The organism is Desulfobacterales bacterium (assembly GCA_034003325.1).
Lineage (GTDB): Bacteria > Desulfobacterota > Desulfobacteria > Desulfobacterales > JAFDDL01 > JAVEYW01.
On record JAVEYW010000006.1, the window covers coordinates 75,960 to 91,279 of the forward strand.

At 52.8% G+C, this 15,320-nt stretch carries 10 protein-coding genes; 7 read left to right on the forward strand and 3 right to left on the reverse strand.

From position 1 onward, the window contains the following. Positions 1-16: 16 nt before the first annotated feature. From RBT11_07975 to RBT11_07995, 5 genes are all read left to right on the forward strand, one after another. Positions 17-949: an NAD-dependent epimerase/dehydratase family protein gene (locus RBT11_07975; GenBank protein ID MDX9786698.1), complete on the forward strand. Its 933-nt coding sequence runs from the start codon at positions 17-19 to the stop codon at positions 947-949. Between the two features lie 46 nt (positions 950-995). Continuing rightward, entirely contained in the window at positions 996-1,247 is a 252-nt protein-coding gene (locus RBT11_07980) for a phosphopantetheine-binding protein (protein MDX9786699.1), read from the forward strand. Next, complete coding sequence (locus RBT11_07985) at positions 1,247-2,419, forward strand: aminotransferase class I/II-fold pyridoxal phosphate-dependent enzyme (protein ID MDX9786700.1); 1,173 nt, start codon at positions 1,247-1,249, stop codon at positions 2,417-2,419. The genes RBT11_07980 and RBT11_07985 overlap by 1 nt, the downstream gene beginning before the upstream one ends. 47 nt (positions 2,420-2,466) lie before the next feature. After that, positions 2,467-4,185: an ATP-binding cassette domain-containing protein gene (locus tag RBT11_07990; GenBank protein MDX9786701.1), complete on the forward strand. Its 1,719-nt coding sequence runs from the start codon at positions 2,467-2,469 to the stop codon at positions 4,183-4,185. A gap of 269 nt (positions 4,186-4,454) precedes the next feature. Then, the gene (locus tag RBT11_07995) at positions 4,455-5,363 is read left to right on the forward strand and encodes a sulfite exporter TauE/SafE family protein (GenBank protein MDX9786702.1); all 909 of its coding nucleotides are present in this window, start codon (positions 4,455-4,457) and stop codon (positions 5,361-5,363) included. A gap of 31 nt (positions 5,364-5,394) precedes the next feature. Here the strand turns inward: RBT11_07995 and RBT11_08000 are convergent, their stop codons facing one another. Next, positions 5,395-6,081, reverse strand: a complete 687-nt coding sequence (locus RBT11_08000) for a flavodoxin family protein (protein MDX9786703.1) — start codon at positions 6,079-6,081, stop codon at positions 5,395-5,397. Positions 6,082-6,805: 724 nt separating this feature from the next. Between RBT11_08000 and RBT11_08005 the strand changes: the two genes are divergently transcribed. Beyond that, complete coding sequence (locus RBT11_08005; GenBank protein MDX9786704.1) at positions 6,806-9,106, forward strand: methyl-accepting chemotaxis protein; 2,301 nt, start codon at positions 6,806-6,808, stop codon at positions 9,104-9,106. 79 nt (positions 9,107-9,185) lie between these two features. Here RBT11_08005 and RBT11_08010 read toward each other — a convergent pair whose 3' ends face one another. Both RBT11_08010 and RBT11_08015 read right to left on the reverse strand, forming a co-directional pair. Further along, the gene (locus RBT11_08010) at positions 9,186-12,296 is read right to left on the reverse strand and encodes an efflux RND transporter permease subunit (GenBank protein MDX9786705.1); all 3,111 of its coding nucleotides are present in this window, start codon (positions 12,294-12,296) and stop codon (positions 9,186-9,188) included. Then, complete coding sequence (locus RBT11_08015) at positions 12,293-13,507, reverse strand: efflux RND transporter periplasmic adaptor subunit (protein ID MDX9786706.1); 1,215 nt, start codon at positions 13,505-13,507, stop codon at positions 12,293-12,295. Before RBT11_08015 ends, RBT11_08010 begins: the two co-directional genes overlap by 4 nt. 133 nt (positions 13,508-13,640) lie before the next feature. Between RBT11_08015 and RBT11_08020 the strand changes: the two genes are divergently transcribed. Further along, positions 13,641-15,275 (forward strand): TolC family protein, encoded by a 1,635-nt coding sequence (locus RBT11_08020; protein MDX9786707.1) that lies wholly within the window; start codon positions 13,641-13,643, stop codon positions 15,273-15,275. Positions 15,276-15,320 lie beyond the last annotated feature (45 nt).

The following is a 15,320-nucleotide window of genomic DNA, read 5'->3' on the forward strand; positions in this document are numbered from 1 at the left end:
GGATTTCCGTCTTTTTATGCCGAACAGGATTGCTCTAACAGGCGCGACCGGGTTCATCGGCGGTATGATCGCCCAACGGTTGATATTCGGCGGGTGGCAAGTTCAAGCCCTGGTCCGTCCCACTTCGATTCATAAATGCTCAAACAAGAGCCCCATCAAGTGGATATTAGGTGATCTGGACGACCTCGCGAGCCTTCGGTCTTTGGTTCACGGCGCAGATGCCGTGGTGCATTGCGCAGGCGCTGTCCGTGGTTTCAATCCAATGGATTTTGAGCGGATCAATACCGGCGGTGTGGCGCGATTGGTGCAGGCGGCAACCGAGCAATGTCCCATTCCCCGCTTTTTATTGATTTCCTCTTTAGCCGCGCGTGAACCGCATCTTTCGCCATATGCCGCGAGCAAACAAAAGGGGGAAAAAGCGCTGGCCGCCATTTCAGAGAAAATGATGTGGAGCATTTTCAGGCCGTCTGCCGTATATGGCCCTGAAGACCGGGAACTTTTTCCGCTTTTTCAATGGATGGCAAAAGGGGTCGCCCCCATTATCGGCGGTGACGAAAACCGGTTTTCGCTTCTGTATGGGGAAGATTTGGCGGAGGCGGTTATCTGCTGGCTTCATCACGGCGCACGATCCCGATGCCTATATGAACTGCATGACGGACATGCGGGTGGATACGCATGGAAAGAGGTTGTAAGGATTGTGTCGCAACTACACCGAAAACCCATCGGCCGTGTAAACATTCCGGTATCCTTGTTAAGGTTTCTATCCGTGCTGAATGTGACGGCCGCGCGGATCGCTGGCCGCGCCCCCATGCTAACACCCGGAAAAGTTCGAGAATTGATTCATTCCGACTGGGTGGCTGACAACACGGCGTTGATGCGCGACACGAAGTGGGCGCCGAAAGTCACTTTGGCGGAAGGGCTCAGGCAAACGTTCAGGCTCGGGGCATAGACGCCCATTACCAGATCGTATTTGAAAATTTAAAAGGATGTATTTCATGACAACAAACGACGAGGTGATAGCCAAAATTTTGGATATATTGATCCCCCTGGTTCCGGCGGGAGTAGAAATCACGGCCAAAACGGAGATGACAGCCGATTTGGGCCTTGATTCGCTTAAGGTAATGAAAATTTTGGAGCGTCTTGAAGACGATTTTGACATTTCGATTCCGATCAATATTCTGCCGAAAATTCGCACCATCGGTGATTTAAGCCTGCAAATCGAAAAATTAAAAGGGAATGGGTGTTAATGGGATTATTTGATAAATTTCAGCCGCTGGCTGAGAGGCGTCAGGCGATGAGAGAAAACGGCATCGAGTTTTTTAACATCGTCATGGAAGATATTATCTCGGCGACTGAAGCCGTTGTGAATGGCCGCCCCGTGATTCTCGCCGGAAGCAATAATTATTTGGGCCTGACGTTTAACCCCGAATGTATTCGCGAAGCATGCCGGGCCGTCCAAAAAGAAGGAACCGGCACCACCGGATCACGAATGGCCAATGGGACCTTCTCGGGACACGTGGCTTTGGAAGCGGAACTCTCCCGTTTTTTTAACCGCAGGGATACCATCGTGTTTTCTACAGGATATATCGCCAACCTATCCATTCTGTCCACGGTTGTAGGCCCCGGAGAGGTCATTCTCATCGATGCCGATTGCCACGCCAGTATCTACGATGGATGTCGAATGGGCGGGGCGGAGGTGATCCGTTTTCGGCATAACGATGCAACGGATTTGGAAAAACGCCTCAAACGGCTTGAAAACAGAAAAACCAACGTATTGGTTGCGGTTGAAGGAATTTATAGCATGCTGGGGGATCGGGCGCCCTTGGCGAACATTGCAGCATTGACCCAGCAATACGGCGCCTATTTAATGGTCGATGAAGCCCACTCATTGGGCATTCTTGGCGAGAACGGCCGGGGCCTGGCTGAGGAGGCCGGCGTTGAAGACAGCGTCGATTTCATCATCGGCACCTTTAGCAAAAGCCTTGGGGCCATTGGTGGCTTTTGCACAAGTAATCATCCGGAATTGAATCTGATTCGCTATGCAAGCCGGCCCTATGTGTTTACCGCGTCCCCCTCTCCGTCAAGTATTGCATCCACACGCAAAGCCTTGCAGATGATGATCTCTCATCCGGAGTTGAAACATCGACTTTGGAAAAATGCGAAAGATCTCTACCGACGTCTCAAAGCGTCGGGATTTTCTTTGGGACCGGCGCCCAGTCCCATTATCGCCGTTTGTTACGATCAAGAAAAGGCGGCCATCGCGGATTGGAACCGGTTGTTGGCAAGCGGCATTTATGTCAACATGGTGTTACCGCCGGCCACGCCTGATGGAAAGGCGCTGCTGCGCTGCAGTTTGAGCGCCGCTCACACGGATGAGCAGGTTCAAAAAATAGGAGAGGTGTTTGCTTCCTTACGTTAAGTTACGGGGCAAAAACACACTTAATCAGTCCCAAACAGATTGTCGCCATGCGCCTTATTATCACCTTTGTTCATCGCTATCCCATTCAAAGCCTGTTCACGCTAATAGCCACGCTTTTGGCGGGTATTTCCGAGGGATTCGGCATCTCGATGCTGGTTCCGCTGTTGGGCATTGCGATGGGCGCCCCCGGATCACTCGGCGCTTCACATCGATCCGGCTCTGCAATGGAAGGAATTATTACCGGCTTTTTAACTGCAACCGGAATGCCCTCAACCCTTGGTGTTATGCTGTTTATTTTTGTTGTGAGCATCATGTTGAAAGCCATCCTGGTTCTTCTGGCCAACAAGCAGGTGGGATACATGGTTGCCCGGGTGGCCACGGATCTTCGGTTGGCCCTGATTGGCGCCCTGTTTGCGACGCGTTGGGAATATTATGTCAACCAACCGGTCGGCCGATTCACCAATGCCTTTGCGACAGAGGCCAAACGCTCATCGGATGCCTTCCTCTATGGAATCAGGGCCATTGCGTTTTCGCTGCATGCGGTTATTTACGCCATCGTCGCCCTGTTGCTGGGGTGGAAGATAACCCTCATCACCTTAGGCGCCGGTATTCTCATTCTATATGTGCTTCGACGCCTGGTTACAAAAGCAAAAAAAGCCGGCGCCCAGCAAACCAGACTGCTTAAATCGCTGCTGTCTCTCTTGACCGATACACTCCAATCCATCAAGCCGCTTAAATCCATGGCCCGGGAAAACGAGGCCGATTCGGTGTTACAGAGAGAAACAAAGCAGCTCAATGCGGTATTGCAAAAACAGGTGTTCAGTGAAGAGGCCCTGCGAGCACTTCAGGAACCGCTCGTTATTATTTTTTTTGCTTTTGGGCTTTATGTGGCGCTCGTTTGGTGGCAACTACCGCTCGCCAAGGTCATCATTATGGTTTATATGTTGGCCAAGACTTTGAAAACGCTTCAAAAAGCCCAGAAAGAATACCAGTCCATGGTCATTGCGGAAAGCGCCTACTGGTCCCTGATGGCAAAAATAAAAGAGGCCGAAAATGAACGGGAAACCAGCGTCGGAACCCTCCTGCCCACCTTTACTCATTCGATCCGTTTTGAAGCGGTCAGTTTCTCGTATGGAGACCGTTTTGTACTCAAGAATATATCGTTGTCATTTCCAAAGGGGTCTTTCTCGGTCATTATCGGGGCCTCCGGCGCAGGAAAAACCACACTGATTGATTTGATCACCGGTCTTTTGGGCCCGCAAGCCGGGAAGCTCTGGATTGATGACATTCCGCTATCAACTGTGGATATCAAGGCATGGCGTCACATGATCGGGTATGTGCCCCAGGAAAGCCTCCTTTTACACGATTCGGTGTTTATGAATGTGACGTTGGGTGATCCGTCGCTAACTGAAAAGGACGTGGCGCAAGCCTTGCAGAATGCGGGGGCTTTGCGCTTTGTAGCCGAGATGCCTCACGGAATTCATAGCTCTGTCGGGGAAAAAGGCGCTCGCCTGTCAGGGGGACAACGGCAGCGGATCACCATCGCAAGGGCGCTGGTCCATAGACCGGAGCTGTTAATTCTGGATGAGGCCACCAGTTCCCTTGATCCGGACAGTGAGGCGGCAATTTGCGCTACGCTATATCAGCTAAGGGGAAAACTTACGATCATATCTATCTCACATCAGAAAGCATTGCTGCATGTGGCGGACAGGGGCTATCGATTAACCAACGGTGTTGTCGAGGTGCTAGAAAAAAAATGCATGTAAAACATTTAGTCGCAGGGACTTTCAGCAGATAGTCATCGTTTCATGCCGCTTTAAAAAGGTTGTTCAATCCACAAGCATCGGGCTCCCTATTTTTAACGCAACCCTTTCGAACCTATTACAAAAATGTCTTGACACATGCGCTTGTCGCAACTTACTATCACTAATAAAATAATATTCGTGACTAAATGTCGTCGCATTTTTTTGGATTGGAGGCGCTCATGTTTTTTCCGACCGCCGGAATTGAAGTCGCTTTTTGGATACCGCCTTTAATGGCGTTCATAATTTCGTTTTTTACTTCCATGGGAGGTGTTTCCGGAGCCTTTTTGCTGCTGCCGTTTCAGATGTCGTTTCTCGGGTACACGCATCCGTCGGTCAGCGCCACCAACCAGGTGTTCAACATCGTGGCCATTCCCAGCGGGGTGTATCGCTATTGGCGCGAGGGCCGGATGGTGTGGCCCCTGACCTGGATCATCGTCGCCGGTACGCTGCCCGGCGTCTTTATCGGGGCTATCGTGCGTGTGGCCTACTTGCCGAATGCAAAACATTTTAAGCTCTTTGCCGCCGGCGTTCTGCTTTATATCGGTTTTAGAATGGTACGGGATTTACTGAAGAAAAACACAGACACTGGCACCGAAGCCAACAATAAAAACCGGCCTCGGGAGGAAGCGGGAGACGAAAGGTCGAAGACCGCCGGTACCGAAAAATCCGGCGGGGACGGTTATGGAAGGACAACGGTGACTCACTTCAACCTGAAGCGGCTGGGATACACCTTCAACGAGGAATCTTTTGACGTGTCCATTTGGGGTATCTCTCTTCTCAGCTTCATCGTCGGCATTGTGGGCGGGATTTATGGTATCGGTGGCGGTGCGATTATTGCCCCGTTTCTGATCACGTTCTTCAGGTTGCCGGTTTACACGGTAGCAGGCGCGGCCTTAATGGGAACCTGCGTGACATCGATAGCCGGTGTGGCCTTTTATCAGGCCATTGCGCCGTTTTATTCCCACCTTTCGGTGGCTCCAGATTGGTTGTTAGGAATCCTTTTCGGTTTGGGGGGAATGGCCGGAATGTACCTCGGGGCGCGTTGTCAGAAATTCGTTCCGGCCAAGGCCATTAAATGGATGCTGGCGGGCGTTATGACCTTCACGGCGACTAAATACATTCTTGAATTTTTAAGCTAATCCGTACCCCGCCGGCTTGAGCGGTGGAATGCTACGGCCTGTCTGCTCCATGTTCATCTTCTATTGTTGGGTTTATCGCAATGAGGTTGCGCCCGAATTCATATGCCCGCAGGCAATCTTTGGGGAAAATCTCTTGACGCCGTTTCACCTTTGCATCCGCGTCAAAAGCGGTCGACAAATATTTTGAGTAATCGTTGAATTGCTGCGTATCGAAACAATTCAACACCTCACAGTGGCCGAAAATATGAGCAAGCCACCATCGGGACGCCGCCACCGACTTGTCCTGACCATAGACGGGCATCTGCTCTGCGGTAAGGTTCATCGTGTACACCAGACCCGTATGAATTTTTCGCGGGAAAAGAGACGCATACCCCGGGGTGTACGAAAGATACGGATAGATAAGCCGTTCCATGAAAGAACGCATCATGGCGGTCTCTGTAAAAAAATAGATCGGTGAGCCGAGTATTAAGAGGTCAGCTTCGGCGGCTCTGTCCAGAATCGGTGATAGCTCGTCTTTTTGCGCGCATCGGCCATGGTGTTTTCCACCGATTTTTTTACACGCAAAACAACTGATACACCCTTTAAACGTCAGGTCATAGAGATGCACAAGCGCCGTCTTCGCGGAGCCGTTTTTAGCGCCGGCCAATGCATTTTCGAGCAAGGTGGCCGTATTCCCTTTTTTTCTGGGACTACCGTTAAAAGCGATCACATTCATCATTTTTACCCCTTTTGCTATTTTCCGGAATGCCTGTAATTATGTCAGATCCTATCGAATTTACAAACCATTTCGTAACTGCTCAGTAGCCAGGAGACAGAATCCAGAATTCAGAATAAAAACAACTGAAAGCAGCCGGATTAATATAGTTGAATGAAGATTCAGGCGGTTAGTGCATTATTCTGAATTCTGGCTCCTGAATTCTGTATTCCTAAGTAGTTACACCATTTCTTTAAAAAAATCATGGAACGGTTTCCCCTTGTGTCGGAATAGAGCCCTTTTCAGAAGCAGTTACGTTTCAGCGTTTAGGTGGGGACGAGGCGGGTCCAACATTTCCCCCGTTTTTAATTTTACTTTTAATGACAATGTGCCGATAAGAGCAAATGTGAGGAAAAAGCGCGTTAAGCGGCAACGACATTTTCGGTTAATTCCCGCTTTCGACATGGTACCCGATTTTTTGATACCAGGAGATAATAATGAGGGACAAAAAAGGCTCACTGAAGCATTGGTAAAAAAAAGGAATGGACCGGAATAAGCTTGGATAACCTTTGGATAAGAATTGTCTTATAGCCATAATTAAGATATAGAAAACGACGTTTGATTCAGCGTCTCCCCTTTTAGCTGATTTTTCACGGGTTGAATCATCAGGATGAAAAACGCGGTTCGAATTATCTCGTGCATGATCAATACGGCTTCAACAATCCTCATTGGGCGAAAGGAGAAAATAATGTTCCAGAAAATCAAATTGAAAGGCAAGATTTTCGGCGGGTTTGCGATAGTCTTGGTTTTGCTGGTTGCCGTTGCTGTAGTAGGGCTTAAAGGTCTGTCAAATGTTTTAAATCTGAGCGAAAAAGTCGGCCAAGTGGGTGGTTTGGTTCAGGACCTGCTGGAAACGCGACAGTTTGAAAAGGATTACATGCGAAAGGCCACCCCCGAGATTGCTGAAAAGGTGCTGAAAAATATCCAATCGATCAAAGCGATTGCTGCAAATACCGCCAAACAATTTTCCAATACAAGTGAAGGGGAATTGTTCAAAAAGGTCGGAAAACAAATCGACCTTTATCACCAGGCGTTTAACCGGTATGTCGAGTTGACGGGGACGAAAGAAACCACCCTGAAGCATATGCGGACCCGCGCCGACGTTGCCATGGAAGGCGTTCAGAAATTTCGGGAGTCGCAAAATGCCGAGTTGATCGATATTCGCAGCAAGGGGAAATCTCTTCTCACAGAGCAGATGGAAAAAACGGATAGGATAAACGAACTGCTGAACCGTATCCTCGAGAACAGGGCACTGGCTACGGAATTGATTTATCAGTTCGACGAAAGATATATGAAAACCTGGGAATTTGACAACTCCGAGACCTTTGGTCTTGCGGAAGATCTGAAAACAAAACTGCAAGACCCAAAGGCCATCGAACAATTGGACCTGATGATGGCCAGCTATCAGGCGCATGTGGATGAATTTCGGAAAATTTTAGCGGAAAAGGATTTAACGGCATTAGAGTCCTTTGCCGGGAAATCCAGAAAAGCAATGGATAAAGGGCTTGAAGTTCGCGTTAGTTTTGCCGATGAGCTGACAAAAACCCTCGCCGAAACCGATCGGCAAATGGATGAGCGTCTCGCCAACACCAAGGAGGCCAATCTTCTTTATTCACAATTCAATGGTGTTCAGAATGAAGAAAAAGAATTTATTCTGTCCGGAGGGGAAGCCTCTTATAATCGGATTGTTGAGGGTTTGGGTGAGTTGCTTAGACGAGCGCAAGCTTTGGCCATCAGTCTTCAGTCCCCGGTCGGTGTTCAGCAGGTGGAAGCCATTATTGCGGATGTGATTGCATTTCGCGATGCCTTTGTCGAATTTGATCAGGTTGTAAAACAACAAGACGAGGCGGCCGATGAGATGTTAAAAGCCGCCCAGGCCACCCAGACTCTCTGCTTTGAAGCCAGCGCATTGCAGAAAACACAGATGACCTCCCAGTCGGGCCGTGCAAACGGCATGATGCTTCTCGGAACGGTGATCGCGTCCGTTTTTGGCATTGTTTTGGCGTTTTTGATGGCGCGGGTGATCACGAAATCACTCAACCATATCATTCACGGGTTGATGGACAGTTCGGAGAAGGTATCCGAGGTCTCGGGCCAACTGGCGGGTACCAGCCAGTTGCTGGCCGAAGGATCGTCCGAGCAGGCCGCCTCGGTGGAAGAGACATCCTCTTCCCTTGAAGAGATGGCGTCGATGACAAAACAGAACGCCTCCCACGCCAACCAAGCCGACAACTTGATGAAGGAAACCAAAAACATCGTGACAAGGGCCAACGAAACCATGGCGAATCTGGCGGAAGCGATGAAGGATGTTTCAAACGCCAGCGCCGAAACTTCCAAAATTATTAAAACCATTGATGAAATCGCTTTTCAAACCAACTTGCTGGCACTTAACGCGGCGGTTGAAGCCGCCCGCGCCGGTGAAGCCGGCGCCGGATTTGCCGTCGTGGCGGACGAGGTTCGTAACCTGGCCATCCGTGCTGCCGAAGCGGCAAAAAACACCGCCGTTTTGATCGAACAGACCCGAAAGAAAGTCGATGAGAGTGCCAAACTGGTCACAAATACGGATGATGCCTTTGCAAAGGTTACCGAAAGTGCCACCAAGGTGGCTGATTTGATCAGTGAGATCGCCTCGGCCAGTGAGGAGCAGGCCCAGGGCATCGAACAGATCAACAAAGCCGTTTCGGAAATGGACAGCGTCATTCAGCAAAATGCGGCGAGTGCGGAAGAGTCCGCCGGCGCGACCGAGGAACTCAATGCTCAGGCAAAACAACTGGAAGCCTTTATAGAAGATTTGGTTGCCATGGTCGGCCGGTCGGATAACGGCAATGCCCAAAAGGCCCTTGCGCAAGGCCGGGTTGGGCAACTCGAATTGACACCGGAACCAACACGGGCATCCCAAAAGGAAATTGGCTACAATTCAGCTCAACACCTGAAAAAGACATCCAAAAAAGCAATCACAAGGGAAGAAGCGGATTCGGAGGATTTCTAAGCGCCCATGAAATTCGGACGGATTGCTGCGCGGTTACAGGTGCTTTTTAAAGTACATCTCTGAAGCTGAGCCATGCGGGTTATCTTTCTTGAGCCGGTTCAGGCGGCTGGTTTTCGGGTCCTGAATGAAACAGTGAATAAACGACCGGGATCAGTACCAGCGTAATCAGCGTTGATCCGGTAAGTCCGCCGACAACCGCCCGCGCCAGAGGCGCTTGAGCGTCTGCGCCTTCGCCGATGCCGAGCGCCAGAGGCAGCAGACCGAGGATGGTGGTCAAGGTCGTCATCAGAATCGGGCGCAATCTGCGGCGGCCGGCCTCGATCAGGGCATCGTGTGTTCGCATTCTCTCATGAATCAATCGACCGGCCTGGTCCACCAAAAGAATGGCGTTGTTGACGACGATTCCGCCCAGCATGACACAGCCGATGTAGGACTGCACATTCAACGTTGTGTCCGTAATAAACAACGTTACCAGCACGCCGACCGCCGCCAACGGGACGGAGAACATAACAACCAGCGGATCTCGTAGTGATTCATATTGACAGGCCAGCACCATATAGACGAGGACCAAGGCCAGCACAAGGGAGATGATCAGCTCCCCGAAAGCCTTTTGTTGCTCTTCGAAATTACCGGCGACGGTCAGGTCATAGCCGACGGGGCGGGGAAGCTGATTCAGCAACGCCTGCACGTCTCGGGCCACAGACCCCGAATCGCGGCCCGCGACATTGGCGCGAACCGTTATCATGCGCTGCTGGTCCTTGCGATCGATCAGCATCGGGCCACGGCTCAGTTCGGATGTAACGACGTTGCGCAGTGCCACTTTGTCTCCGGATGCGGTGGTCAGCATCAGATTGAGAATTTCATCCAGCGTTCGTTTTTGGACATCTTTAAGTTGAACCAGTATGCGATAAGAATTGCCCCCCGTTCGGTATTCGCCGGCCTTGGAACCGGCCACTGCGGTTTGCAGAAGCTGCGTGACGTCGCGAGCACTTAAGCCAAGATCGGCGACCTTGTCGCGATTCATGCGAATTTCCCACTGTGGGACGCCGGCTTCGAGACTGGTCTCAACGTCCGTGATGCCCGGCACACCCTCGATCAATTCGGCCGTGCGGGCGGCCAGCACATCGAGCGTGGTCAGTTCGAATCCCCGGATCTCGATACTTAGCCCTTCGTCACTTCCCAGAAGACGCTCCAAAATAAATTGCCCCTGGGGCGCCCGAACACGAATTTCCATTCCGGGAATGCTGCCTTCCAGTCGAGAACGCAGGTCTTGAGCGATGTCCGCATTGGAGCGTTCGCGCTGGGCGGCCGGCAGCAGAGACAGGCTGATTTCCCCTTCTGAACTTGCTTCAGGCCGCCCGCCCGAGGCGCCGACACTGACCACCGAGGCAACGGCTTCGGGCACAGCCGGTTGAACGATTTGCTCTATAGCGCGTGTCTGTTGGTCAACCAGATCGAGGCGGGTCCCGATTTCCATTTTTCCGGTGATGCGCACCTCTCCCTCATCACTGGGGGGCAAAAATTCACTACCGATCAGGGGCAAGAGCGATAAACTGGCGCAGAATACGGCAGCCGCTGAAACGATTGTGGCCAATCGATGGTTCAAAGCCCATCGCAGCAAGTTCAGGTAAGCGGTTTCAAGACCCGAAAAAACAAACCCTGCAGCCGTGGCCCAACGGTTCGTTCGGGATGATGTCGGCGACTTGGCCTGCGGCCCGCTTGTGGCGAGGAGTCTGGATGCCAGCATGGGCACCAGCGTCAATGCCAGGACGAGCGAACAGATCAGCGCGAAAATGATCACATAGGCCAGCTCCTTGAAGAGAATGCCCGAAACGCCCTGCACGAAAATCAACGGCAGAAAAATGACCAGCGTGGTAATGGTGCTGGCAATGATGGCGGGCCCGACCTCGCGAGCGCCTTCCATCGATGCGTCTTCCGGTGTTTCGCCGTTTTCGACGCGGCGGCGGAAGATGTTTTCGAGCACAACGATGGCACTGTCGACCATCATGCCCACTCCCAGGGCCAGCCCTCCCAGCGTCATCAGGTTGAGCGTAAATCCCCCGAAGTAAATAAGAGCAAATGTGGTGATGATGGAAATGGGAATCGATAGCGAAATCACCAGCGTACTGCGAAGGTTGCGCAGAAAAAACAGCAATACCACAATGGCCAGTCCGCCCCCGTAAAGCACCGATCGGGCGACATTGGTGATGGATCGCTCGATATAATTGCCCTGATTGGAGACCGGAACAATCCTGATCTGGGGATGGGCCCGGTTGGCGGCTTCAATCTCGGCCAGAACCCGCCGGGATACGTCGACCGTATTGGCATTGGCCTGTTTTCGAATCGCCACGCGCAGTCCTCGGCTGCCATTTACGCGCACGATGCGCGTCAGTTTCTCATAGGTATCTTGAACATCGGCGACTTGACCCAAGGTGATGGCCGCCCCATCCTGCTGAACCAGGACCGTGTTTCGAATCTGATCGAGGCTGGTAAACTCGGCCGGAGCGCGCAGCATGATCTCATAGCGGCCCTGTTCGATCTTGCCCGCCGGAAGATCCAGGTTGGCATCGGTAATCGCCTTGATGACCCGGTCCAGAGGTAGGCCGACGGCCTTGATCCGGTTCGGATCAAGTTCGATCCGGACTTCACGGTTGAAGCCGCCCCAGACGTCGACCTGCGCAACGCCCGGAATGCGGGCAAAGCGGTAACGGATCTGAACCTCGATCAGTTCGGTAAGTTCCACGGGATCAAGGTCACTGGAAATACCCAGCAATACGACCGGAAAACTGGCGATATCGAATTTTCGAATGCGGGGCCGGACAATATCTTCCGGTAATTCGTTGATCTCGTCCTCGATTTTGCCCTGAACGTCGATCGCTGCGGTGTCGATGTTTGTTCCCCACACGAAAGTGACCCGGATTGTGCTCTGACCCTCTGAGGAGGTTGAGGTGATTTCCGCTACGTTCGGCACCGTGGCAACGATCTCTTCAATAATCTGCGTCACCAGGCGCTCGATCACCTCCGGGCCGGCTCCCTCGTACTCCGTTCGAATGGTCAGTGTCGGCAATTCGATGTTGGGCATCATGTCGATTTGTAATCGGCCCAATGAGACCGCCCCGAGAATGACCAGAATCAGGGTCACCATGATGGTGAATACCGGTCGCTTGACGCTAAAGCTCGGTAAATTCATGGGGGGGGTTCCTGTTCGCGGCCGGCAGCGGTGTCGCCCTGCCCGTCGGAAAGGGTTATGGGGGAGCCGTCGCTAAGCAACTGCTGACCCAGCGTGACGACGCGGCCGGAGAGCCCCTCGCCTTTCACCTGCACCCGGCCGTCTTCACGAATGCCCACTTCCACTTCGCGCCAGGCGACTGATTGTTCCGACTCACGGACGACAAAGACACCGTGCCTGTCATGACGCATGGTCAACGCCTGTTCCGGGACGATGGCGGCTTCCGGCACTCGGGCCAATACCACCGTCGCCCGAATGAACATGCCGGGTTTGAGCCGATACGCTGAATTGTCGATGGTCATTTCAACGCGTGCTTGGCGCGTGGCGGTTTGAAAGACGGGCGCGATGCGATCAATGCGGCCGGTAAATGTTTCGCCCGGATAGGCCTCCGTTGTTAACAAAACAGATTGTCCGGGTTTTAAATGGGCGTAGTCTCTTTCGGTAACAAACACCACCCCGACGATGGGATGCAGCTCGACGATCAAAAGCAGGGGCGCGTTGGCGGCGACGGTCTGGCCTTCATCCACATAGCGCTCGGCAACGACGCGATGCTCGCTGCCGCCCGTCCAGCCGGCGGTTACCTTCGTGTAACCGAGCCGAATATTGGCGGTTTCCAGAGATGATTTGAATTTTGTAACCTGGGCCTCGGCGACCTTAAGTTTTGCCTGCTTTGCGAGAATGTCCTGGCGGGCGACATCGAACTCGGAATCAGATGCAATGCCGCGCTTTAACAGTGACTCGGTGCGCTTAAACTCGCGATCGGCTATTTTCAGGGCGCTTCCGGCTTCGGACAGGTTGGCCCCGGCGACCAATAGGTCGGCCTGTGCCTGGGCGACCGCCTGAACATACTCATCATTGTCCAGCTCGGCCACTACCTGCCCCCGCGTGACCGTATCGGCGATATTCACGATCACATGCTCCACGCGGCCGCTTACCTTCGGAGCAACCACAAAGGCGGCCAGGGCTTCCAGCTCCCCGCTGAATGCGCGCTGTAACGCGATCGGCCCGTGCTGAATGGGTGCTACCTCCACCGGCACGGCGTGTAACGATTTACCGCTTTTGCCCGAGTCGGTTTGATCCCGAAACGGACCGAAAAAAAACCAGCTCAAACCCGCCGCCGCACCGATCAGAAGAATCGCCAGAAGAAAAATTTTAGGGCCGCCCGATTTCATGGTACCACACCCTTTCCGTTGTCATTGCGCATCGACCTGCTATATAACCTATCCAACGCGGTTTAAAAATACCAAAAAAAAAGGACACACCCGACCGTTGTCGGAAGGAGCCGGGATTCGTGAGGATTCGAATATGATGGTTACCAGAGGGTATTTTCGTTTGCCGACGTTCATTGCCATAGGCTGGGTATTGATGACATCGGTTGCCTGTGCGCCAATTGAAAAACGGATAGAGCGCGCTGCGGGAGGACCGAAGGTGCCGGCCGATTCAAGCGTGCTCATGCGTGCGGCGGATGCCGGGCGACCCGAAGCGGTTGAGGCGCCGGTATCGACGCCGGGGCCCTTGAACCTAACCGTTACCGAAGCTATTTTGCTTTGTCTTGAAAACAACCGCGCGCTTTTGGTGCAAAGATTGAATCCCTCGATTCGTCAAACGGTGGAGGACGAGGAACGCGCTGTTTTCGATCCGGCGATAAACGCAGATATCTCCGCCGGCAAGGTGAAAGGAGAGCGCCTCGCCAGATCCGGCTCTGAAACCGAGGCGTTTCTCATCGATACCGCCGAAGGGACCATTTCGCTATCGCAATATTTTCCGACCGGCACGACGGTGGCGCTGGAAGCCGGTACGCAAATGAGCGACTCCTCTCTTTATAATGACACCTTTTATCCGACCCGCCTGGGCATGACGGTCACGCAGGCGCTGCTGAAGGGCTTTGGAGCGGATGTGAATCTTGTTCGGCTGCAACAGGCGGTCATCGATACGCGCATGTCGGAATACGAGCTGCGGGGGTTTACCGAAGCGCTGGTGGCGGAGATGGAGCGAACCTACTGGGACTACGCACTGGCCCGGCGCCAAATTGAAATTGTCGAGCAGTCGCTGAAAGTCGCCCGTCAGCAACTTGACGAAACTGAAACGTTGATTACGGTCGGCCGATTGGCCAAATCAGAATTGGCGGCCGTGCGGGCCGAGGTGGCGGCCCAGGAGCAGGCGCTTATCGAAGTGCGGGCCAACAAGGAAACCATTCGCCTGCACCTGCTGAGGCTGCTCAATCCTGCCGGGCCGGGACTCTGGCAGCGGGAAGTTGAGCTTACCCATCCGCCGGTCTTACCCGAGATCACACTGGAAGACGTTTCCCTGCATGTGGCCGTATCGATGCGCATGCAACCGCTATTAAACGAGGCTCGTCTGGAAATAGTTCGCGGCGATCTGGCGCTTGTCGAAACCCGGGACGGATTGCTGCCCGCAATGGATTTTTTCATCACACTTGGCAAAAGCGGGTATGCCAATTCTTTTAAGGATTCTATCGGCAATATCGACGAGGACAGCTATGATGCGTTGGCAGGCGTTCGATTTAATTTTCCCTTTTTCAACCGGGAGGCCAAATCCCTTCACCAGCGGGCGCTGCTGACGCGGGAGCAGGCGCAACAGTCTCTTGAGAACCTGGCACAGCTCGTGGAACTTGACGTTCGAACCGCCTATATCGAAGTGAACCGAACCCGGCAGCAGATTGCCGCATCTTCAGTGACCCGCATGTTCGATGAGGAAAAACTCAGAATCGAAACCGAAAAACTGCGGGTGGGAAAATCAACCAGTTTTATGGTCGCGCAGGCTCAGCGGGATCTTCTGGTTAGTAGAATTGCCGAGGTGCGAGCCCTTACCAACTATCTTAAGACATTAATTGATCTTTACCGGCAGGATGGATCACTGCTTGAGCGCCGCGGAATCTCCGCGCCCGGACGCGAACCGGTCACATTTTCGATACCATAACCGTTGACGAACGCACCTGCCGTTTCCTTGTGATTCAGCCCCGGT

Coding starts and splice junctions, on each gene's coding strand:
- RBT11_08005 (MDX9786704.1), top strand. CDS start 6,806: ATGTTCCAGAAAATCAAATTGAAAGGCAAGATTTTCGGCGGGTTTGCG.
- RBT11_07985 (MDX9786700.1), top strand. CDS start 1,247: ATGGGATTATTTGATAAATTTCAGCCGCTGGCTGAGAGGCGTCAGGCG.
- RBT11_08000 (MDX9786703.1), bottom strand. CDS start 6,081: ATGATGAATGTGATCGCTTTTAACGGTAGTCCCAGAAAAAAAGGGAAT.
- RBT11_08020 (MDX9786707.1), top strand. CDS start 13,641: ATGATGGTTACCAGAGGGTATTTTCGTTTGCCGACGTTCATTGCCATA.
- RBT11_08010 (MDX9786705.1), bottom strand. CDS start 12,296: ATGAATTTACCGAGCTTTAGCGTCAAGCGACCGGTATTCACCATCATG.
- RBT11_08015 (MDX9786706.1), bottom strand. CDS start 13,507: ATGAAATCGGGCGGCCCTAAAATTTTTCTTCTGGCGATTCTTCTGATC.
- RBT11_07980 (MDX9786699.1), top strand. CDS start 996: ATGACAACAAACGACGAGGTGATAGCCAAAATTTTGGATATATTGATC.
- RBT11_07990 (MDX9786701.1), top strand. CDS start 2,467: ATGCGCCTTATTATCACCTTTGTTCATCGCTATCCCATTCAAAGCCTG.
- RBT11_07995 (MDX9786702.1), top strand. CDS start 4,455: ATGGCGTTCATAATTTCGTTTTTTACTTCCATGGGAGGTGTTTCCGGA.
- RBT11_07975 (MDX9786698.1), top strand. CDS start 17: ATGCCGAACAGGATTGCTCTAACAGGCGCGACCGGGTTCATCGGCGGT.